We start from the raw sequence: 21,360 nt of genomic DNA, 5'->3' as shown, positions 1-21,360 counted from the left end.
GGTCGCAGTTTCATTTAGGGGATAGTGTGGGAAAAGTCATCGCCATAGCCAACCAGAAGGGTGGAGTGGGTAAAACCACCACCTGTGTGAATCTGGCCGCCTCCCTGGCCGCCACCCGGCGCAAGGTGCTGGTGATCGATCTGGATCCGCAGGGCAATGCCACCATGGGCAGCGGCGTCGACAAGTACGAAGTCGAGCGCACCGCCTATGAGCTGCTGATCGAAGACGCCCCCATTGGCGAGGTGATCATCCCCGAAACCTCGGGGGGCTATCACCTCATCGCCGCCAACGCCGACGTGACCGCGGCCGAAATCCGCCTGATGGAATTCTTTGCCCGCGAGATCCGCCTGCGCAATGCGCTGGCCTCGGTACGGGACAAATACGATTACATCTTCATCGACTGCCCGCCTTCTCTCAACATGCTGACCGTGAACGCCATGGCCGCCGCCGATTCCGTGCTGGTGCCCATGCAGTGCGAATACTATGCGCTGGAAGGGCTTACCGCCCTGGTCGACACCATCAGCAAGCTGGCAGCCGTGGTCAATCCGGAGCTGAAGATCGAAGGGGTGCTGCGCACCATGTTCGATCACCGCAACCGGCTGGCCAATGATGTGTCCGATCAGCTGAAACAGCATTTCGGGGACAAGGTCTATCGCACCATAATCCCCCGCAACGTAAGACTGGCGGAGGCGCCGAGCTTTGGTGCCCCGGCCATGCACTATGACAAATCATCGGTGGGCGCCAAGGCCTATCTGGCGCTGGCGGGCGAGATGCTGCGCCGCCAGGAGCAGGAGCGTCAGGTGACCATCGCAGACCGAGAGAGCATATGACGCCGAAAAAACGTGGACTGGGCAAGGGGCTGGACGCCCTGCTCAGCACCAGCACGGCCGCGCGCCAGAAACAGGTGATGAGCGACCAGCGTACCGAGCAGGCCATGGCCCCCACCAATCAGGGGGAGCTGCGCAGGCTGCCGGTGGAGTGGTTGCAGTCCGGCAAGTACCAGCCACGCAAGGACATGTCGCAGGATGCACTGGAAGATCTGGCCAATTCCATCCGTGCCCAGGGCGTGATCCAGCCCATCGTGGTGCGCCCCCTCGGCGAGCAATCCTTCGAAATCATCGCCGGCGAGCGACGCTGGCGTGCCTCCCAGCTGGCCCGGCTCGATGTGGTGCCCTGCATCGTCAAGGATGTGCCCGACGAGGCGGCTGTCGCCATCGCGCTGATTGAGAACATCCAGCGCGAAGATCTCAATGCCATCGAAGAGGCGGTCGCCCTGCAGCGGCTGCTGACCGAATTCGAGCTGACCCACCAGCAGGTGGCCGAGGCGGTGGGCAAGTCCCGCACTACTGTGACCAACCTGTTGCGCCTCAACCAGCTCAACGACGACGTCAAGCGTTTCGTCGAGCACGGCGATCTCGACATGGGCCATGCCCGCGCTCTGCTGGCGTTGAGTGGCCAGGCCCAGTCCGAACTGGCCAAGCTGGTCGCCCAGAAGGGGCTGACAGTGCGAGATACCGAGAAGCTGGTTCAAAAAGCGCTGGAACCGGCAAAAGCCAGGGTTGAACCCGTCCGTGATCCCCAGTTTGGTTACCTGGAGCGCCAGATTTCAGAAAAAATTGGCAATCAGGTACAACTTCAGCCGGGAAAACAGGATAGCGGCAAGTTAGTAATAAGTTACGAGAACTTGGCGGATTTGGACCGGGTATTGGGCTATTTTGGCCTGTCAGAAACGTGATTTTTACGCTTTTTGTAGTAATAAAACATCCATTCCTTTTGATATGGACATAACCTTGATTCTGTGCGGAAAGCCGCAAAAATTAAGGATTTTTGCCATGTTGCAATAGCTGTCTTCAAGGGTATAATTTGACCGGCTTTTAGGGCTGTAAACACGGGGTCTTCGGATCCCGATTTTTTACAGTTCTGTAATGTTCAGGGGTAGGTTGGTGAAGCAGAAAATAGCCTTGGAAGGTTTGACGCTGGCCTTGGCTATGCTCGTTTGTCAGCTCGTCCTGATCCTGGCGATCAGTACCGTCTGGTTTTACCAGGCTGGTGCGTTTGCCGGACGTTCCTCCCTCTATGGGGGGAGCATGTACTGGGTTCCTCAAGCCCTGTTCACGCTCTGGGTTCTGCGCCGCAAGGTGACGAAGGAGAGTGTGGGCCTGGTTCTGCGGGACTTTTATGGTGGGGCAGGGATTAAGCTCATTACTACAACAGGACTTTTCGCCCTGATGTTTGGCGCCGGGATCGAGGTCGATACCGTCTCGTTCTTTGCCACTTATATCCTCGCCCTCGTTGTACAGTGGATAGTCTCATTCACGCTTAACAACCACTATTAGGAAAACTCATGTCTGCAACCGGAGAAGTCCTGACTCCTCAGGGATATATCTCCCACCATCTGACCCATCTGCAAGTCGGGTCTGGGTTCTGGACAGTCAATGTCGACTCAATGATATTTTCTGTTCTGTTGGGCACTCTGTTTATCTGGTCTTTCCGCCGTGTAGCCGTCAACGCTACCAGTGGTGTGCCCGGTAAGCTGCAGTGCTTTGTGGAGATGCTGGTCGAGTTTGTGAGTGGTAACGTCAAGGACATCTTCCATGGTCGTAACAAGGTCATCGCACCTTTGGGCCTGACGGTGTTTGTGTGGATCTTCCTGATGAACCTCATGGATCTGATCCCAGTTGACTTTATCCCCCACGCTGCACAGTTGATGGGTGTTCCCTATCTGCGTGTGGTTCCCTCTGCTGACGTTAACATCACCATGTCCATGGCTTTGGGCGTGTTCTTCTTGATCCTGTACTACAGCATCAAGGTCAAGGGTATCAGCGGGTTTGTGAAGGAGCTGACGCTTCAGCCTTTCAACCACCCGGCTGCCATCCCGGTTAACTTCATCCTTGAAACCGTCACGTTGATTTCCAAACCTGTTTCTCTGGGTCTACGACTGTTCGGCAACATGTATGCTGGCGAACTGATCTTTATCCTGATTGCGGGTTTGTTACCCTGGTGGTCACAGTGGATCCTGTCCGTGCCTTGGGCAATTTTCCACATCCTGATCATCACTTTGCAGGCGTTTATCTTCATGGTTCTGACCATCGTATATCTGTCGATGGCACAAGAAGACCATGGTTGATGCAACTCAAATAATCCTTTTTATACAATCAATTACATCTAAATAAATGGAGATCCTCATGGAAAACTTGAACATGGACCTGCTGTACATCGCTGCTGCAATGATGATGGGTCTGGCGGCTATCGGCGCGTCCATCGGTATCGGTATCCTGGGTGGCAAGTTCCTGGAAGGTGCAGCTCGTCAGCCTGACCTGATCCCTGTTCTGCGTACCCAGTTCTTCATCGTGATGGGTCTGGTGGATGCGATCCCGATGATCGCCGTTGGTCTGGGTCTGTACGTGATGTTTGCGGTTGCTGGCTAAGTCTCAACGACTCCCAGGCATAACCCATTAACTAACTAAGAGGACATAGGCTGTGAATATCAACGCCACCCTCCTCGGCCAAGCAATTGCTTTTTTCTTCTTCGTAGTGTTTTGCATGAAGTACGTGTGGCCGCCGCTGATGGCAGCCATCGAAGCCCGTCAGAAAGAAATTGCTGATGGTCTCTCTTCCGCAGAGCGTGCCAAGAAAGATCTGGATTTGGCCAAGGCCAACGCCACCGATCAGCTGAAAGAAGCCAAGCTCCAGGCTGCAGAAATCATTGAACAGGCTAACAAACGTAAAGCCCAGATCATTGATGAGGCTGCTGTCGGAGCCCAGACTGAGCGGGAAAAAATCCTGGCTCAGGGCCGCGCCGAGCTCGAAGCTGAACGTCATCGTGCCAAAGAAGAACTGCGTAAGCAGGTTGCTGCTCTTGCCATTGCTGGTGCAGAGAAGATCCTGGCGCGTCACATCGACCAGGCTGCCAACAGCGACATCGTCGACAAACTGGTAGCAGAACTGTAACGGGAACGGGGCTATGTCTGAACTGACTACAATCGCTCGCCCCTACGCCAAGGCTGCTTTCGAGTTTGCCGTTGAGCACAAGGCGGTTGACCAGTGGCTGGGGATGCTCGGCTTCGCTGCACAAGTAGCGGAGAACGAGACCATTCACAACTTGGTGAACGGCTCTGTCGCTGCCGAAGAACTGGCAAATCTCTTTGTCGGTATCTGTGGTGAGCAACTCGACGAGCATGGCCAGAACCTGATCCGGGTGATGGCTGAGAATGGTCGCTTGGGTGTGCTGCCGGCGGTCGTTGCTGAATTTGTAGCGTTCAAGGCTGAACTGGATAAAGAAGTTCAGGCTGACGTGATTTCGGCGACCGAACTGACCGACCAGCAGAAAGCCGCTATTCAGGCTTCTCTGGAACAACGTCTCGCGCGCAAAGTGAAGCTGAATTGCAGCATGGATGCGTCCTTGATGGCCGGGGTGCTCATCAAGGCCGGTGATCTGGTAATCGACGGCTCTGTCCGCGGTAAGCTGGGTCGCATGGCTGACGCGCTGCAATCTTGATTGGGGTATTAGAGCATGCAACTGAATTCCACTGAAATCGCCGAGCTTATCAAGCAGCGCATCGCGCAGTTTGATGTCAAAAGCGAAGCGCGTAACGAAGGTACCATCGTCTCTGTGAGCGACGGTATCATTCGTATTCACGGCCTGGCCGATGCCATGCAAGGTGAGATGATCGAGCTGCCGGGCAACCGCTTCGCTCTGGCATTGAACCTGGAGCGTGACTCCGTCGGTGCTGTGATCATGGGTTCCTATGACGGTCTGTCAGAAGGAATGAAAGTAAAAGGCACTGGCCGTATTCTGGAAGTGCCGGTCGGTCGTGGTCTGTTGGGCCGGGTGCTGAACACCCTGGGTCAGCCGATCGACGGCAAAGGTCCGGTCGACAACGACGGCTTCTCGCCGATCGAAGTGATCGCCCCGGGCGTTATCGAGCGCAAATCCGTTGACCAGCCGGTTCAGACCGGTCTGAAAGCCATCGATGCCATGATCCCAATCGGTCGTGGCCAGCGTGAGCTGATCATCGGTGACCGTCAGGTGGGCAAGACCGCCATCGCGATCGACACCATCATCAACCAGAAAGACTCCGGCATTAAGTGTGTCTACGTTGCGATTGGCCAGAAGGCCTCCACCATCGCCAACGTGGTGCGCAAGCTGGAAGAGCACGGCGCGCTGGCCAACACCATTGTCGTTGTTGCTTCTGCCTCCGAAGCCGCTGCCCTGCAGTACCTGGCACCCTATGCCGGTTGCTCCATGGGTGAGTACTTCCGTGACCGCGGTGAAGACGCGCTGATCATCTATGATGACCTGTCCAAGCAGGCCGTAGCTTATCGCCAAATCTCCCTGCTGCTGCGCCGTCCGCCAGGACGTGAAGCCTATCCGGGTGACGTTTTCTATCTGCACTCCCGTCTGCTGGAGCGTGCTGCTCGCGTCAACGCCGAGTACGTAGAGAAGTTCACCAATGGTGCCGTGAAAGGCCAGACCGGTTCTCTGACCGCGCTGCCGATCATCGAAACCCAGGCCGGTGACGTATCTGCATTCGTACCGACCAACGTGATCTCCATCACAGATGGTCAGATCTTCCTGACGTCACAGCTGTTCAACTCCGGTATTCGTCCGGCGGTTGACCCGGGTATCTCCGTATCCCGTGTGGGCGGTGCCGCTCAGACCAAGATCGTCAAGAAGCTGTCCGGTGGTATCCGTACCGCACTGGCCCAGTATCGCGAACTGGCGGCATTTGCCCAGTTCTCTTCCGATCTGGACGATGCGACTCGCAAGCAGCTGGACCATGGTCAGAAAGTGACCGAGCTGATGAAGCAGAAACAGTACTCTCCGATGAGCGTGGCCCAGCAGTCGCTGGTGCTGTTCGCCGCCGAGAAAGGCTATCTCTCCGATGTCGAGCTGAACAAGATCGTCGACTTCGAAGCCGCTCTGCTCTCTTACGCCAATACCCAGCATGCTGAGCTGATGGCTGAAATCAATGCCAAAGCAGACTACAACGACGCGATCGTTGGCAAGCTGACTGCGTTGCTGGATGACTTCAAGGCAACCCAGACCTGGTAAGCGTGTGTGGCAGCGCGAGCTGCCACCTGATGGAGAGTAAGAGATGGCCGGCGCAAAAGAGATACGTAACAAGATCGGGAGTGTGAAAAACACTCAGAAGATCACCGGCGCTATGGAAATGGTGGCAGCAAGCAAGATGCGCCGTGCGCAGGAACGCATGTCTGCCAGCCGTCCGTACGCTGAAACCATGCGCAAGGTGATCGGCCATATCGCCCAGGGGAACTTGGAATACAAGCACCCCTACCTCATGGAACGTGAGGTAAAGCGAGTGGGTTACATAGTCGTCTCCACCGACCGTGGCCTGTGTGGCGGTTTGAACATCAACCTGTTCAAGGCTGCCCTCAATGATATGAAGCAATGGAGCGCGAAAGGTGCCAAGGTTGACCTGGCTCTGATCGGCAACAAGGCCTCCAACTTCTTTGAACGGCACGGCGCCAAGGTGAAAGCTCATGTCGCAGGACTGGGTGACAACCCGAGCGTCAATGACCTGATTGGTTCAGTCAAGGTCATGCTGAAGGCTTACGACAACGGTGAGATTGACAAGCTGTACCTGGTGTACAACAAGTTCGTCAACACCATGGTGCAGCAACCACGAGTCGATCAACTGCTGCCTTTGCCCGTAACTGAAGACAGCAAGCTCGCCAAGAAGCAACACTGGGATTACCTCTATGAGCCGGATCCCAAGCAGCTGCTGGATACCCTGTTGATTCGCTACGTCGAATCCCAGGTGTACCAGGGGGTGGTAGAAAACTTGGCAAGTGAACAGGCAGCCCGAATGGTTGCCATGCAAGCCGCGACTGACAACGCCGGTAACCTGATTAACGATCTGCAACTGGTATACAACAAGGCCCGTCAGGCCAGTATTACCCAGGAGCTGACAGAGATCGTATCCGGTGCTGCTGCGGTGTAAGGCAAGGGTTATCAAAGGTTTAGAGGATTTGACATGAGTAACGGTTTCATCGTCCAAATCATCGGCGCTGTGGTGGACATCGAGTTCCCGCAGAATGCCGTGCCCCAGGTGTACGATGCACTGAAGGTCGTCAGCGAAGGTCAAGGCCTGGGTCTGGTGCTGGAAGTGCAGCAACAGATCGGCGGCGGCGTCGTTCGTTGCATCACCATGGGCTCCTCCGACGGTCTGCGTCGTGGGTTGGAAGTAATGAATAGCGGTAAATCCATCCAGGTGCCGGTCGGTGTATCGACTCTGGGTCGGATCATGAACGTACTGGGCGATCCGATCGACGAAAAAGGTCCGATCGGTGAAGAAGAGCGTTGGTCCATCCACCGCGCGGCTCCCAGCTACGAAGATCAGTCCAACAGCAACGACCTGCTGGAGACCGGCATCAAGGTTATCGACCTGGTATGCCCGTTCGCCAAGGGTGGTAAAGTCGGTCTGTTCGGTGGTGCCGGTGTAGGCAAGACCGTCAACATGATGGAGCTGATCCGTAACATCGCCATCGAGCACAGCGGTTATTCCGTGTTCGCCGGTGTAGGTGAGCGTACCCGTGAGGGTAACGACTTCTACCACGAGATGATGGAGTCCAACGTACTGGACAAAGTATCTCTGGTTTACGGTCAGATGAACGAGCCGCCCGGAAACCGTCTGCGCGTGGCGCTGACCGGCCTGACCATGGCCGAGAAGTTCCGTGACGAAGGTCGTGACGTGCTGTTCTTCGTGGACAACATCTACCGTTACACGCTCGCGGGCACCGAGGTATCCGCACTGCTGGGCCGTATGCCGTCCGCAGTAGGTTACCAGCCGACCCTGGCCGAGGAGATGGGTGTTCTGCAAGAACGCATCACCTCCACCCGGACCGGTTCCATCACCTCAGTCCAGGCCGTTTACGTGCCTGCGGATGACTTGACCGACCCGTCTCCGGCGACCACCTTCGCCCACCTGGACGCCACCGTCGTTCTGTCCCGTCAGATCGCGGCTCTGGGTATCTACCCGGCCGTTGACCCGCTGGACTCCACCTCTCGTCAGCTGGATCCGCTGGTGGTAGGCAAGGAGCACTACGAGACCGCTCGTGGCGTTCAGACAGTACTGCAGCGCTACAAAGAGCTGAAGGACATCATCGCCATCCTGGGTATGGATGAACTGTCAGAAGAAGACAAACTGACCGTAGCCCGTGCCCGTAAGATCGAGCGTTTCCTGTCCCAGCCGTTCTTCGTGGCAGAAGTGTTTACCGGTTCTCCGGGCAAATACGTGCCGCTGAAAGAGACCATCCGTGGTTTCCAGGGCATCCTGAAAGGCGAGTACGACGATCTGCCTGAGCAGGCGTTTTACATGGTTGGCAGCATCGACGAAGTCGTCGAGAAATCCAAGAAACTGTAAGCCTCGATAGGAGGGCCCATGGCTGAGATGATCTCCTTTCACCTGGATGTGGTGAGCGCCGAAGGGAAACTTTTTTCCGGTCGGGTGCAATCTGCTCAGGTATCAGGCTCCGAAGGTGAGCTGGGTCTCCGTCACGGTCATGCTCCGTTGCTGACTGCCATCAAGCCGGGCCTGGTCCGCTTGATCAAGCAAAATGGTAGCGAAGAGGTGCTGTATATTTCCGGCGGCATGCTGGAAGTGCAACCCGAAGCCGTGACCGTGCTGGCGGATACCGCGATTCGTGCCAACGATTTGGATGAGGCGAAAGCCCAGGAAGCCAAACGTGCGGCCGAAGAGCGGATCCACAGCTCCCATGGTGATATCGACTATGCCCAGGCCGCTACCGAGCTGGCCAAGGCGATGGCCCAACTGCGGGTTATCGATATCGTCAAAAAGAATTACCGTTAAGTTCGGTGATGCAAAAAGCGACCTTCGGGTCGCTTTTTTTTTACTCGTTGGATAGACTCCGCCGAGTATTTATTCATGTTCCAAAGGTCGAGTTATGTCCCTCAATGTCGTGATCCTGGCGGCGGGTAAAGGCACCCGCATGCGCTCAGCCCTGCCCAAAGTACTGCACCCGGTAGCCAATAAACCCATGGTTTCCCATGTGATCGACACCGCCCGCAAGGTCGGTGCCGAGCAACTGCATCTGGTCTATGGCCACGGTGCCGAGCTGCTGAAGGAGCGGATCCAGGCCGCCGATCTGAACTGGGTACTGCAGGCGCAGCAACTGGGTACCGGTCATGCCGTCGCCCAGGCCATCCCGTTCTGGAAAGATGAGGATGACGTGCTGGTGTTGTACGGCGACACCCCGCTGATCCAGCCGGAAACCCTGCAGCGGCTGCTGGCGGCCAAGGCCGACGACGGCATGGCGCTGCTGACAGTGGTGCTGGACAACCCGACCGGTTATGGCCGCATAGTGCGCGCCAACGGCCAGGTGGTCGGCATCGTCGAGCAGAAGGATGCCAACGCCGAGCAGCTCGCCATTCGCGAGGTCAACACAGGCGTGCTGGTGGCCAACGGTGGCCAGTTGCGTCAATGGCTGTCACGTCTGGACAACAAGAATGCCCAGGGCGAGTTCTATCTGACGGATGTGATTGCCATGGCGCACGGGGATAATTGCCCCATCGCCGCCGTGCATCCGGACCACGCCATGGAAGTGGAAGGGGCCAATAATCGGGTTCAACTGGCTCAGTTGGAGCGCAGTTATCAGCAAATGCAGGCCGAGCAGCTGATGATCGCCGGCGTCACCATGATCGACCCCGCACGCTTTGATTTACGGGGAGTTTTGGAAATTGGCGAGGAAGTGGTTATTGATGTAAATGTCATCATTGAGGGCAAGGTAACGCTCGGCAACCACGTGCGCATCGGCGCCGGCTGCGTGCTGAAGGATTGCGTGATCGGTGACCACACCGAGGTGAAGCCCTACTCCGTCATCGAGGGCGCCCAGGTCGCGGATCAGTGTTCGGTCGGTCCATTTGCCCGCTTGCGTCCCGGCTCCGTTCTGGAGCAGGATGCGCACGTTGGCAACTTCGTCGAGATGAAGAAATCCCGTCTCGGGGTTGGTTCCAAGTGTGGTCATCTCACCTATCTGGGGGATGCAGAGATCGGTGCCAAGGTGAACATAGGGGCCGGTACCATCACTTGCAACTACGACGGGGTCAACAAGTTCCAGACCATCATCGAGGACGATGTGTTCGTCGGTTCCGATACTCAATTAGTAGCGCCAGTTCGCATCGGCAAGGGAGCAACCCTGGGTGCGGGCTCTACTATTACCAAGGATGTGGGTGAGCATGAACTCGTGATTACCCGGGTGCCCCAGCGCCACATCCGCAATTGGGCTCGTCCGGTCAAGAAGAAGTGATGCCCGATCAATGAAATGCAAACCGGCGCCTGATGGCGCCGGTTTTGTTTTTAGCTCTCCTGCTCGGTGGCGGGGAGCGTCGGGACACTACCCATCACCCGATACCAGTCCAGCTTGCGGGTCAGCACCATGATCAGCGCCAGTATGGCGAACAGCAGCAGGGCGCCGAGCAGCAGGGCTGTCTCCTGTGCTTGCAGCAGGCCGAACAGGATGGCGTAGACCAGCCCGAGCAGGGCCGCGAAGCCGAGCCCCTGTCTGGGGCCGCCCAGCACATGGCTGAGATAGAAACCGTTGAGGGCAACGCTGGCCAGGCTGGCAATCAGGTAGGCCCAGCCAAAGCCGAGGTGCTCGGTCAGCGCCAGCAGCACCAGATAGAAGATGGCCAGCCCCATGCCCACCAGGGCGTACTGGATCGGGTGTACCCGCAATCCCCTGAGCAGTTCGAACATGAAGAAGCTGAGGAAGGTGAGGCCGATGAACAGCAGGGCATACTTGGCCGCCCGCTCGTTCAGCTGGTAGTGATCCACCGGTTGTACCAGGCTGACGCTGAAGGCGGGCAGATCGCCGCCGGCGCCCTTCATCATGCGGTTGAAACGGGTCTCCATGTCGGTGGCGAACCAGCTGCTCTGCCAGCTGGCGTCGAATCCCCGGGCTGTGAGGGTGCGGCTGCCCGGCAGAAAGTCACCGATGAAGTTGGGATGAGGCCAGTTGCCGCTCAGCTGCAGCTTGCTGTCCTGGCCGAGGGGCACCACTTCCAGCTCATTCATTCCCTGCAGATCCAGCTCGATATGAAAGGCGTCTCCCTCACCCGGCAGGGCATTGAGCGGCGCATGGATGCCGGCCAGACCGTCACCCAGCAGGGCGCCGGGGGTGAACGGGATGCGCTGCTCACCCAGCTGCAGTTCCGGCACGCTGTTGATGCCGCGGGCATCGGACAGCACCAGGCTCAGATAGGGAGTACCCGCCACCAGCGCCGGATCGGCGCCATCGACGGTCAGGTCTGGTTCGCCGCTTATCAGGGCCTTGCCGTTCAGCCCGGTGGGCAGGCGCCCCGAGAGGGAGAGCCGGGTGTGATAGACCTGAGCCTGATAGATGCCGAGCTTGCGGGGGGTGACCTCCATGCTGGCCCGCACATCCAGCTGCTCCGGCAGCAGGTAGCGGTAGAGCTGCAGCTTGCGCTCGAAGCGCTTGCCATCCTGCTCCACAGTGACTGTGCGGGTGTAAGGCTGCACCACGACGGGCCCCAGCAGCCGCTGCGGACCGCTGCTGCTGGCCATGATGCTGTGAATGGCCTGACTGCGATAGGCCTGACGCTCCCGGTTCAGCTCCATGATGGATTGCACCGGCACCATCAGCAGCAGGCTGAGCAACAGCAGCAGAAAGATTTTGTGGCTGAATATCTGTTTGACCATGACACGTCTCCTTGTTGACGGGAACAAGTGTGTCTGGCTCGGGTGAAGAGGCGATGGGGCCGTGTGAAGTGGGGGTGAAGGGCGATAAAAAAACCGGCGCCTTGCGCCGGTCTTGGCATCACAGCTTCTTCAGCTGTTCGGGCAGGGCGGCAAACACCTCTTCCTTCGCCTTGATCGAGGCGAATTGCTTGCCGGGCTTTTGCACGACAGTGTGGACGAAGATGAGCTGCTTGCCCGGCTTGCTGGCCCAGCCGACGAACCAGCCGATCTGCTGATCCCGGTTGAGGCTGCCATCCAGCAGCTTGGGGTAGCCCATGCCGGTCTTGCCGTGGATCTGCCAGCCGTCGATGTCGGGCTGACGCAGGATATTGGCCGTGTGCTGCAGGGTCTGGGCGGAGACAGGCAGCTTGCCGCTCACCAGCTTGCCGAGGAAGCGGGCCTGCTCCTGCGGGCTGATGGCGAGGCTGGAGCTGAGCCAGGCCTGGGTCAGACCGTCGTGCTTGCCGGGGTTGCCAGAGAGATCCCGGTTGCCGTAGTCGAAGCGATCGACGTACTGCTGGAAGCGCTCCATCCCCAGCCACTCGGTGAGGCGCTGGGAGTACCAGACCACAGAGTAGGTGAGCCAGCGGCTCGGGGTTGTGGTCTCGCGCCAGGCGGGCAGCCAGTCATCGTCGCCGGGTTTGAATGGCAGGGCCGGCAGCTTTTCATCCACCAGGAAACCGCTGTCATACCCCATCAGTGCCAGCGGGATCTTGAAGGTGGAGGCGGGAGGCAGCTGGCTTGAGCAATCCCCCTGGCTGCTGATGGGCTTGCCGCTACCATCGGCAAACAGCATGCAGCCGGAGGCGGCGCTGGCCGGCAGCGAGAATAGCAGGCCTGCGGCGAGCAGGCCGGGTAACAGAATGCGGGACATGGGGTCTCCTTGGACAAATGGGGCTGAGGGCCGGGAGGCGGCAGCATAACGCCGCTTTATGTGGCCAGTGTGAAGTGTCAGCCGGTGGGCAGCCAGAGCTCGGCCAGCACTCCGCCATCGGGCTGATTGCCGAGGCTCAGGTGGCCGCCGTGCTGGCGGGCCACCTCGGTGGCAAAGCTGAGCCCCAGGCCGCTGCTCTTGCCCTTGTCGGGCCTGGGCAGGGAGTAGAAACGCTCGAAGATGCGTGGCAGGGCATAGTCCGGAATGCCGGGCCCCTGATCCCGCACCCGGAAACAGTAACCGTCTGCGCTCATCTCGCCGGTCAATCTGACCGTGCTGCCGGCGGGCGAGAAGTCGAGGGCGTTGTCCAGCAGGTTGCCGAGGGCCTGCTCCACCAGCAGCGAGTCCCACTTCTGTTTCTGGGCCTCGCCGAGTTCGGCCACCAGCGTTACCTGGCGGCGCTGGGCCAGGATCTGGCGGGCATCGAGCGCCCGCCTGCCCAGTGTGGCGGGGGCTATGGCCTGTCTGTCCAGCCCCTGCCCCGACTCCAGTTTGGCCAGTTGCAGCATGCGTTCTATCAGCTGCTGCATGCGGGCCGTCTCCAGATTGATATTGCCGATAAAGCGCTTTGCGACGTCCAGCGGCGGCGCTTCCGCCAGCAGCTCCCCTGCCCCGCGAATGGCGGCCAGCGGGCTCTTCAGCTCGTGGGTCAGGCTGTGCACATAGGCTTCGATATAGGCCTTGCCGTCCAGCTGGCGACGCATGGTCTCCAGAGATCGGCCGAGCCGATCCAGCTCGGGGCTGTAGAGGCGCGGCAGGCTGGCCGGCTGGTTGTGGCTGACCGCATCGGCGTAGTGCACCAGCTTGCCGATGGCGCGGTTGAGCCACCACACCAGCAGGGCGCCGATCAGCAGCGAGATGAACAGCAGCAGGGCCGCCCCCTGCAACAGCTGGTGTTCGCTGCGCTCTATCATGGGCAGCAAAGTGCGGTTGGGCTTGGCGACCGTGAGGGATCCCAGGATGTCGTCCCCCTCCCGCAACGGCGCGGCCACGTGCATCACTGAACTGGCGGGATCGTCGGGGTCGCTGCGGGTGCTGCGGGCCCCGTATTCGCCGCGCAGGGTGCGATAGACATCGTTCCAGCGCGAGTAGTCCTTGCCCAGATCCACCCCGTCCGAGTCGTAGACCACCTTGCCCCAGCGGTCGACCACATAGATGCGGTACTCCGCCTGCTGCTTGAGGTGGCCATCGATCAGGGCGTTGATGGGACTCTGGTTGAGGCGGGCGAAGGCGCTGGCCAGCCTGCCATCCGCCATCTTGCCTTCCTGCAGATCGTCCAGTGCCAGCGGCGCCAGCATCTGGGCCATGTCGACCAGGGTATCTTCGGTGGCGCTGCGCACCCCGGGTTTTATCTCCTCGACGAAGATCTCCAGCACGAACCAGGCGGCCAGTGCGAAGATCAGCACCAGTCCGCACAGCAGTTGCAGTCCAATTCTCATGTCGGCTCCCGGCCGCTGCACGGCAGCAGCATGTTCATGCCAGCTCCAGGCTGTAGCCCAGCCCACGATGGGTCAGGATCAGGTTGGCGTCCGGGTCGCGCTCCCGCAGCTTGGCGCGGATGGTCTTGATGTGGGTGTCGACGGTGCGATCCAGGCTCTCCTCCGCCCCGCTCCACACCAGATCCATCAGCTGCTGGCGGGAGTAGACCCGGCCCGGCGCCTGCATCAGGGTCTTGAGCAGCAGGTATTCGTAACGGGTGAGTGCCAGTGGCTGACCGTGGAAGCTGATGCGGGCCCGCTCCTCATCCAGGGCCAGCAATTGGCTCGGTGGGGGCGTGGCTGGCTGGCTGCGGCGCAGAATGACCCGCACCCTGGCGCACACCTCCCGCGGCGAGAAGGGCTTGGCCACATAGTCGTCGGCCCCTATTTCCAGCCCGATCAGCCTGTCTATCTCCTCGCTGCGGGCGGTGAGAAACATCAGCGGAGTGTCGCAGCAGGCCCGCACCTGCTTGCACAGCTCGAAGCCGCTGATGTCCGGCAGCCCCACATCCAGGATCAGAAAATCCGGTCGCGTCTGTTCCAGTCGCGCCAGCAGCGGCTGGCCGAGGGGAAACCACTCCACCTCGAAGCCGTCGGTTTGCAGCGCATAGATCAGGGTGTCGGCTATGCTGGCCTCATCTTCCACCAGCCAGATGACTCGTTTTTGCATGGCGTCCTCGTCGTAAATCCGTTGTCCCATTCTGGCATCGAACCAAATCGGATCCTATTTGCTGTTTTATTTTTCCAAAAAAGGCGCTAACATTTCGACATTCTTTCGAATCGAAACTTAAAGATGACCAAACGTAATACCCAGCAGCGCCGTCACACCATAGTGAGCCTGGTGCAGGAGCAGGGGGAAGTGAGCGTCGATACCCTGGCCAAGCACTTCTCCACCTCCGAAGTGACCATCCGCAAAGATCTGGCCGTGCTGGAAACCGGTGGCCTGCTGTTGCGTCGTTACGGTGGTGCCGTGCCCCTGCCCAGCGAGATGGTGGTGGACAGCAATCCCGAGCAAGTTTCGAAACGAAAGCTGGCCATAGCCCGTGCCGCCGCCGAACGGATCCGCGATCACAATCGCGTCATCATCGACAGCGGCAGCACCACCAGCGCCATGATCCCCATGCTGGGCAACAAGCGCGGTCTCATCGTCATGACCAACTCCCTCAACGTGGCTGGCGCCCTGCGCGAGCTGGAGAACGAACCCACCCTGCTGATGACCGGCGGCACCTGGGATCCCCACTCCGAATCCTTCCAGGGTCAGGTGGCGGAGCAGGTGCTGCGCTCCTATGACTTCGACCAGCTGTTCATCGGCGCCGATGGCATAGACCCTGAGCGGGGCACCACCACCTTCAACGAGCTGGTGGGCCTGTCCCGGGTCATGGCCGAGGTGTCGCGGGAGGTCATAGTCATGGTCGAGTCGGAGAAGATAGGCCGCAAGATCCCCAACCTCGAGCTGCCCTGGGCGAACATCCAGACCCTGGTGACCGACGAAGGGCTGGCCAGCTCGGCCAGAGAACAGATTCAAGCCCGGGGGATCACGCTGATCTGCGCCCCCGTGGCCGGCTGATATCGCCAATCAAATATCCCGTTATCCAAACCTATTTCTGAATTCAATCGAGGAGAAGTGTATGTGTGGCATCGTCGGGGCCGTCGCCCAACGTGATGTGGCTGAAATCCTGGTAGAAGGCCTGCGCCGTCTGGAATACCGTGGCTATGACTCCGCCGGTGTGGCCGTGTTCAGCGCCAGCCAGCCGCTGCAGCGGGTTCGCCGTCTGGGCAAGGTGGCCGAGCTGGCCAAGGCGCTGGAGGAGCAGTCCGTCCACGGTGGAACCGGTATCGCCCATACCCGCTGGGCTACCCATGGCGAGCCGTCCGAGCGCAATGCCCACCCCCACGTCTCCGAGCACATAGTGGTGGTGCACAACGGCATCATAGAGAACCATGAAGAGCTGCGGGCCGAGCTGCAAGGGCTGGGCTATGTGTTCAGTTCAGACACAGACACAGAGGTGATCGCTCACCTGGTGCACCACGAGCTGAAATCCGCCCCCAGTCTGCTGGTAGCCATGCAGGTGGCGGTGAAGCAGCTGCGCGGCGCCTACGGTACCGTGGTGATGGACAGCCGTGACGACAGCCGTGTAGTCGTGGCCCGCTCAGGTTCCCCGCTGGTGATCGGCCGCGGCATAGGCGAGAACTTCATTGCCTCCGACCAGATGGCGCTGCTGCCGGTGACCCGTCGCTTCATCTTCCTGGAAGAGGGTGACGTGGCCGAGGTGACCCGCCGCGACGTGCACATCTTCGATACCCATGGCGACGCCGTGGTGCGCGAAGAGCTGGAATCCGAGCTCTCCCACGATGCCGGTGACAAGGGCGAATACCGTCACTACATGCTCAAAGAGATCTACGAGCAGCCCAAGGCCATCACCAACACCCTGGAAGGCCGTCTGGGCACGGATCACGTTGTGGTCGAGTCGTTCGGCAACGGCGCCCGCGCCATCTTCGACAAGGTCGAGCACGTCCAGATCGTCGCCTGCGGCACCTCCTACAACTCGGGCATGGTGGCTCGCTACTGGTTCGAAGAGATAGCCGGCGTCTCCTGCGACGTGGAGATCGCCTCCGAGTTCCGCTATCGCAAGTCGGTCGTGCGCCCCAACAGCCTGCTGGTGACCCTGTCCCAGAGCGGCGAAACCGCCGATACCCTGGCCGCCCTGCGGCTGGCCAAGCAGTCCGGCTACATGAGTTCGCTGGCCATCTGCAACGTACCCGGCTCCTCCCTGGTGCGCGAATCGGATCTGGCCTTTATGACCCGCGCGGGGGCAGAAATCGGGGTGGCCTCCACCAAGGCGTTCACCACCCAGCTGGCCGGCCTGCTGATGCTGGTGGCCTCTGTCGGTCACTGCCGTGGCAACCTGAGCGCCGCCGCCGAGGCCGAGCTGGTCAAGGCGCTGCAAGCCCTGCCGCTGCGCATCAAGGAGAGCCTGGCGCTGGCCAAGGACATAGAAGCCCTGGCCGAAGAGTTCGCCGACAAGCACCACAGCCTGTTCCTCGGCCGTGGCAGCCAGTACCCCATCGCCATGGAGGGGGCGCTCAAGCTCAAGGAGATCTCCTACATCCACGCCGAGGCCTATGCCGCCGGTGAGCTGAAGCACGGCCCGCTGGCGCTGATCGATGCCGAGATGCCCATCATAGTGGTGGCGCCGAACAACGATCTGCTGGAGAAGCTCAAGTCCAACGTGGAAGAGGTGCGTGCCCGTGGCGGTATCCTCTATGTGTTCGCCGATGCGGATGCCGGCTTCAAGAGCGACGAGACCATGCGGGTGATGAGCCTGAACCATGTGGAAGAGATGATAGCCCCCATCGTCTACACTGTGCCGTTGCAGCTGCTCTCCTACCACGTCGCCCTCATCAAGGGCACGGACGTGGATCAGCCGCGCAACCTGGCGAAATCCGTGACCGTGGAATAAGCCGTTGTCAGAAATGAAAAAAGAGCCGCATTGCGGCTCTTTTTGTTTGTCTGGTAGGGGCGCTATGACAGCCGCAGGTTGGTGATGGTCACGTCGTCCAGCGAGGGCACTATGATGCCGCTGGAGATGCTCTTGGCGATCGCCTGGTTGCGGTTCTTCGAGTCGGTCTTGTTGGTGACCTGATTGAGGTGGAAGTTAACGGTCCGCTCGCTGATGCCGAGTATGGTGGCTATCTCCCAGGAGGTCTTGCCCTCGCTGGCCCAGAACAGACACTCCTTCTCCCGGTCCGACAGCTCGGTCAGGTACTTCATCAGATCCGGTCTGCTCTTTATCAGCTGCAGCGCCGAGTTGAAGATGTAGCTGGCGCAGAACGACAGCAGGGGAACGTTTTCAAACATCAGATCAGAGTTGGATTTCTCCTTGCTGATGAAGGAGAGGATGCCGTGTTCCCCCTGCGGGGTGTGCAGCGGGAAGGAGACACCGTTCCTCACCCCGAAGTCGGCGGCCAGATTCATCACCTCCCGGCTGGCGCTGGGCAGCCAGGGAGAGTCGCAGTCGAGCTTGTTCCAGAAGATGGGCTGGGTCTGCTTCAGGCCCAGAAAGACCACAGGATCCTGGGTCAGGTAGTGCCGCTCCGTGTAGGCATCGAACCAGCTGGTGGGGCAGTTGTTGAACAACGCCACGTGGGATTTCTGCATGCTGATGGGGAAAATAATCAGCAGACGGAAGTAATCAAAGCCCATCTGATGACTGAAGCGCTCCAGTTGCTGCTGGATATCGCTGGTCTTCTTGGCCTTGGTGAACCGATCGATGTGTTCCCAGATCGCATCGTTAAACATGTACATCTCCTTTTTCGATCTCTATCACATTGATCGAAAAGATATTTTTTATTTATTAATTTGGTGTTGTGACTACCAACGCCAGTGACTCCCGTGCTTGCTTAAAAATTATCCTGTTTTTTCGGCCGAAGGCCAAGAAAATCATCTGATTGCCACTGACCCCACTCTTTGAGACAATGAGAATAGTTATCATTGTTAAGATTTATATCATGAATAAGTTTTGGGGTTTGGCCTTGTTGCCATTGTCAGTCCACTTTGCTGCCATCGGGGATGAGCTGGTTGCTCCCGCCCTCAAGAACAGCATAGCTGCCGGGAAAGCCTCCCAGCAGCGGGTGGAAAAAGCCGCCGATGCCGCCGTAGCCGCACGACTGGAGCTGCAAAATGCCCAGCTGCAACTGCGCGATCTGGAAGCCTACAACCGCTACATGCAGTCTCTGGTGGCCGATCAGAAAAATGAGCTGGGCAAGCTGAGCCAACAGCTGGAAGCGGTACAGGAGACCCGGCAGGGCCTGATCCCGCTGATGCTGCAGATGCAGGCCGACCTGGAGCAACTGGTACAAAATGACATCCCGCTGCGCAGGGAAGATCGGCTGGCGCGGGTTGAACAGTTGAAAGCGACCCTGGCCCGAGCGGACGTGAGCGAGGCGGAGAAATTCCGTCAGCTGCTGCAGGCCTATCAGATCGAAGCCGAATACGGCAGCCGGCTGGATAGCTATTCCGCCGAGCTGGCGCTGGACGGCGCACCGCGCCGGGTCGATGTGCTGGCAGTGGGCCGGGTCTCCCTGCTGGCGATGACCGCCGATCGCTCCCAGGCGTGGCGCTGGTCTGCGCAGAGCAAGCAGTGGCAGGCCCTCGACAGCCAGTGGCTCTCTCCCATCGCCGAGGCGCTGGAGATGGCTGCCGACAAGAAGGTCCCCCAGTTGTTGAATGTCCCCCTTTCCGTCAGCCGTGGTCAGGAGGCCCAGTCATGAGCGTCACCATGAAGTGGTTCCCCCTCGCCATTGCCCTCTCTCTGGGCACCACTGCCGCCGTTGCCGATGAAGCCTGGCAGCAGCAGGAGCAAGCCCGTGAACAGCAGGCGCAGCAGGATCTGGCCTCCGTCTCCAAGGCGCTGAACGGTGCTCGTGCCAAACTGGCCGCGGCCCAGAGCCTCAGCAAGCAGTTGGCGGCCGAGTTTGCCGGCAACGAGAAGCAGCTGGTGGAGCTCAACGCCCAGTGGGAGCAAGCCTCCGGCGACATGAACGAGATCTTCGCGGTCACCCGTCAGGGGGCAAGCGACGCGGTCAAGCTGCTGGCCGAGTCCGCGGTCGAGGGCCAGTATCCCGAGCGCCTCGCCCCGCTCAAGGCTATGGCGCAGGAGAAGCAGGTGCCGGATCGCGCCGCTCTCGCCCTGTTGCCCGCGACTCTGCTGCAAGAGATCCGCGAGTCTGGCCGGATTGCCCGGTTCGACGGCAAGGTGCTCGATGCCCAGGGGGCTGCCAGCGAGCAGGCGCTGACCCGGGTCGGCAGCTTTGCCCTGCTGGGTGGTGAAGGCTTCCTGCAACCCACTGCCGAAGGCTTGAGCCCTGTGCTGGGTCTGCCCGGCAGCGTGCTCTCCGACGTTGCGGCCTATCAGGGTCAGGAGGGGGAAGCGCTGCCGCTGGATCCCTCCCACGGTACCCTGCTGGAGATGCTGGCGCAGGCCCCCACCTTCTGGCAGCAAGTCCAGCAGGGTGGTCAGGTTGGCGCCATCATAGTGCTACTGGCCGCCATAGGTCTGGGCATTGCCGCCGCGCGGCTGTGGAGCCTTTCCCGTGAACTGGGCCGGGTGCGTCGTCAGCTCAAGAGCGGCGAATATCACGCCGACAATGCCCTCGGCCGGGTGCTGACGGTGGCGGAGCAGCATCCCGAGCTGAGCATGGAGACCCTCGAACTGAGGCTGGACGAGGCGATCCTGCAGGAGACGCCCCGCATGGAGCGTGGCATCGGCATGGTCAAGGTGATCGCGGCCATAGCCCCCATGCTGGGTCTGCTCGGCACCGTGACCGGCATGATCGGCACCTTCCAGGCCATCACCCAGTTCGGTACCGGTGATCCCAAGATCATGGCCGGCGGCATCTCGATGGCGCTGATCACCACGGTACAGGGTCTGGTGGCGGCCATTCCGCTGATCCTGGCTCACAGCCTGCTGCAGTCCCGCTTCACCGAGCTCTCCAATGTGCTGGAGCAGCAAGTCGCCGGCATCCTGGCCGAGCGCGCCGAGAGCAATAACGGCGGGATGGAGCGAGCGGCATGATGCTCGACATCTGGCAACAGTTGCAGAGTTTCATGGGCCGTGGCGGCCCCGTGCTCTGGGTCATTCTGGCCCTGCTGGTGCTGATGTGGATTTTGATGATCGAGCGGCTGCTCTACCTCAATCTGGGCTTTGGCCCCTTGCAGCAACAGCTGCTGAGTCGCTGGCAGGGGCGCAGCGAGCGCCACAGCTGGCATGCCAGGGCCATTCGCAGCCGCTGGCTGGCCCAGGCCGAGCTTGAGCTCAACCGTCATCTCATCTTCATCCGCACCCTGGTGGTGCTCTGCCCCATGCTGGGGTTGCTGGGCACAGTGACCGGCATGATAGGCGTATTCGATGCGTTGGCCGCGGCCAACCGCTTTAACCCGGAGAGCATGGCTGGCGGTATCTCCCGCGCCACCATACCCACCATGGCAGGCATGGTGGTGGCCCTCTCCGGCGTCTTGTTACTCAGCCGGCTCGAGAGCCAGGCCAGGCGTGCGCTGGCCAAGACCCGGGACGGCCTGCGAGAAGAGAAGGTAATGCAATGAGACGGCAATCCAAACGCCAGCGTGACGAAGTGCAGATCGACATGACCCCCATGCTGGATATCGTGTTCATCATGCTGATCTTCTTTATTGTCACCACCTCCTTCG

At 59.8% G+C, this 21,360-nt stretch carries 23 protein-coding genes (1 of these 23 only partly in view); 18 read left to right on the top strand and 5 right to left on the bottom strand.

Annotation, left to right across the window (positions count from 1 at the left end; translation table 11 throughout):
• The first annotated feature begins 26 nt into the window (after positions 1-26).
• The 12 genes from IU367_RS21885 (at position 27) to glmU (ending at position 10,290) form a co-directional block, all read left to right on the top strand.
• Positions 27-830, top strand: coding sequence for a ParA family protein (locus tag IU367_RS21885; RefSeq protein ID WP_042037160.1), 804 nt, complete (start codon positions 27-29; stop codon positions 828-830).
• Entirely contained in the window at positions 827-1,735 is a 909-nt protein-coding gene (locus IU367_RS21880; protein ID WP_043557320.1) for a ParB/RepB/Spo0J family partition protein, read from the top strand. Before IU367_RS21885 ends, IU367_RS21880 begins: the two co-directional genes overlap by 4 nt.
• Positions 1,736-1,925: 190 nt before the next feature.
• Positions 1,926-2,336 (top strand): ATP synthase subunit I, encoded by a 411-nt coding sequence (locus tag IU367_RS21875; RefSeq protein ID WP_010635593.1) that lies wholly within the window; start codon positions 1,926-1,928, stop codon positions 2,334-2,336.
• 8 nt (positions 2,337-2,344) lie between these two features.
• Positions 2,345-3,127, top strand: coding sequence for a F0F1 ATP synthase subunit A (gene atpB, locus IU367_RS21870; protein ID WP_042873491.1), 783 nt, complete (start codon positions 2,345-2,347; stop codon positions 3,125-3,127).
• Positions 3,128-3,185: 58 nt separating this feature from the next.
• Entirely contained in the window at positions 3,186-3,428 is a 243-nt protein-coding gene (gene atpE, locus IU367_RS21865) for a F0F1 ATP synthase subunit C (RefSeq protein ID WP_005307205.1), read from the top strand.
• Between the two features lie 52 nt (positions 3,429-3,480).
• On the top strand, positions 3,481-3,951 hold the full coding sequence (gene atpF, locus IU367_RS21860; RefSeq protein ID WP_042873489.1) for a F0F1 ATP synthase subunit B: 471 nt from the start codon (positions 3,481-3,483) through the stop codon (positions 3,949-3,951).
• A 13-nt stretch (positions 3,952-3,964) separates the two neighbouring features.
• On the top strand, positions 3,965-4,498 hold the full coding sequence (atpH, locus tag IU367_RS21855) for a F0F1 ATP synthase subunit delta (protein WP_043557318.1): 534 nt from the start codon (positions 3,965-3,967) through the stop codon (positions 4,496-4,498).
• A 15-nt stretch (positions 4,499-4,513) separates the two neighbouring features.
• A complete protein-coding gene (gene atpA, locus IU367_RS21850) occupies positions 4,514-6,055 on the top strand; it encodes a F0F1 ATP synthase subunit alpha (protein ID WP_043557317.1) in 1,542 nt (513 codons plus the stop codon).
• 43 nt (positions 6,056-6,098) lie between these two features.
• Positions 6,099-6,965, top strand: a complete 867-nt coding sequence (gene atpG, locus IU367_RS21845) for a F0F1 ATP synthase subunit gamma (RefSeq protein WP_043135297.1) — start codon at positions 6,099-6,101, stop codon at positions 6,963-6,965.
• 33 nt (positions 6,966-6,998) lie between these two features.
• Positions 6,999-8,387, top strand: coding sequence for a F0F1 ATP synthase subunit beta (gene atpD, locus IU367_RS21840; RefSeq protein WP_042037168.1), 1,389 nt, complete (start codon positions 6,999-7,001; stop codon positions 8,385-8,387).
• A gap of 18 nt (positions 8,388-8,405) precedes the next feature.
• Entirely contained in the window at positions 8,406-8,834 is a 429-nt protein-coding gene (locus IU367_RS21835) for a F0F1 ATP synthase subunit epsilon (protein WP_043135298.1), read from the top strand.
• Positions 8,835-8,928: 94 nt separating this feature from the next.
• A complete protein-coding gene (gene glmU / locus IU367_RS21830; protein WP_098981246.1) occupies positions 8,929-10,290 on the top strand; it encodes a bifunctional UDP-N-acetylglucosamine diphosphorylase/glucosamine-1-phosphate N-acetyltransferase GlmU in 1,362 nt (453 codons plus the stop codon).
• A 50-nt stretch (positions 10,291-10,340) separates the two neighbouring features.
• Here the strand turns inward: glmU and creD are convergent, their stop codons facing one another.
• The 4 genes from creD to blrA form a co-directional block, all read right to left on the bottom strand.
• Positions 10,341-11,702, bottom strand: a complete 1,362-nt coding sequence (creD, locus tag IU367_RS21825; protein WP_274453090.1) for a cell envelope integrity protein CreD — start codon at positions 11,700-11,702, stop codon at positions 10,341-10,343.
• 118 nt (positions 11,703-11,820) lie between these two features.
• The gene (gene blaOXA, locus IU367_RS21820; RefSeq protein WP_043557314.1) at positions 11,821-12,615 is read right to left on the bottom strand and encodes a class D beta-lactamase; all 795 of its coding nucleotides are present in this window, start codon (positions 12,613-12,615) and stop codon (positions 11,821-11,823) included.
• A 77-nt stretch (positions 12,616-12,692) separates the two neighbouring features.
• The gene (gene blrB, locus IU367_RS21815; RefSeq protein WP_274453089.1) at positions 12,693-14,114 is read right to left on the bottom strand and encodes a beta-lactam sensor histidine kinase BlrB; all 1,422 of its coding nucleotides are present in this window, start codon (positions 14,112-14,114) and stop codon (positions 12,693-12,695) included.
• 34 nt (positions 14,115-14,148) lie between these two features.
• On the bottom strand, positions 14,149-14,823 hold the full coding sequence (gene blrA, locus IU367_RS21810; protein WP_274453088.1) for a beta-lactam response regulator transcription factor BlrA: 675 nt from the start codon (positions 14,821-14,823) through the stop codon (positions 14,149-14,151).
• A gap of 123 nt (positions 14,824-14,946) precedes the next feature.
• Here blrA and IU367_RS21805 point away from each other — a divergent pair, with 123 nt between their 5' ends.
• Positions 14,947-15,720, top strand: a complete 774-nt coding sequence (locus IU367_RS21805) for a DeoR/GlpR family DNA-binding transcription regulator (RefSeq protein WP_041218325.1) — start codon at positions 14,947-14,949, stop codon at positions 15,718-15,720.
• A gap of 61 nt (positions 15,721-15,781) precedes the next feature.
• On the top strand, positions 15,782-17,614 hold the full coding sequence (gene glmS / locus IU367_RS21800) for a glutamine--fructose-6-phosphate transaminase (isomerizing) (RefSeq protein WP_043557310.1): 1,833 nt from the start codon (positions 15,782-15,784) through the stop codon (positions 17,612-17,614).
• 62 nt (positions 17,615-17,676) lie between these two features.
• On the opposite strand, the gene IU367_RS21795 is transcribed toward glmS, so the two are convergent.
• A complete protein-coding gene (locus IU367_RS21795) occupies positions 17,677-18,453 on the bottom strand; it encodes a helix-turn-helix transcriptional regulator (protein ID WP_042873460.1) in 777 nt (258 codons plus the stop codon).
• Between the two features lie 209 nt (positions 18,454-18,662).
• On the opposite strand from IU367_RS21795, the gene IU367_RS21790 reads away from it, so the two are divergent.
• The 4 genes in view from IU367_RS21790 to IU367_RS21775 are tightly spaced (each overlapping or abutting the next) and all read left to right on the top strand, a layout consistent with a single transcriptional unit that may run on beyond the window.
• Positions 18,663-19,424, top strand: coding sequence for a DUF3450 domain-containing protein (locus tag IU367_RS21790; protein WP_274453087.1), 762 nt, complete (start codon positions 18,663-18,665; stop codon positions 19,422-19,424).
• Positions 19,421-20,728, top strand: coding sequence for a MotA/TolQ/ExbB proton channel family protein (locus tag IU367_RS21785; RefSeq protein ID WP_274453086.1), 1,308 nt, complete (start codon positions 19,421-19,423; stop codon positions 20,726-20,728). Before IU367_RS21790 ends, IU367_RS21785 begins: the two co-directional genes overlap by 4 nt.
• Complete coding sequence (locus IU367_RS21780; RefSeq protein ID WP_241280384.1) at positions 20,725-21,255, top strand: MotA/TolQ/ExbB proton channel family protein; 531 nt, start codon at positions 20,725-20,727, stop codon at positions 21,253-21,255. The genes IU367_RS21785 and IU367_RS21780 overlap by 4 nt, the downstream gene beginning before the upstream one ends.
• Positions 21,252-21,360 carry the start of an ExbD/TolR family protein gene (locus IU367_RS21775; protein ID WP_005321875.1) on the top strand. 293 nt of this gene lie beyond the right edge of the window, so the window shows 109 of its 402 coding nt (coding positions 1-109); it begins with the start codon at positions 21,252-21,254; the stop codon falls past the right edge of the window. The genes IU367_RS21780 and IU367_RS21775 overlap by 4 nt, the downstream gene beginning before the upstream one ends.

The sequence above is a fragment of the Aeromonas bestiarum genome (assembly GCF_028751155.1).
Lineage (GTDB): Bacteria > Pseudomonadota > Gammaproteobacteria > Enterobacterales > Aeromonadaceae > Aeromonas > Aeromonas bestiarum.
This window is presented reverse-complemented; position numbering and strand designations above follow the sequence as displayed.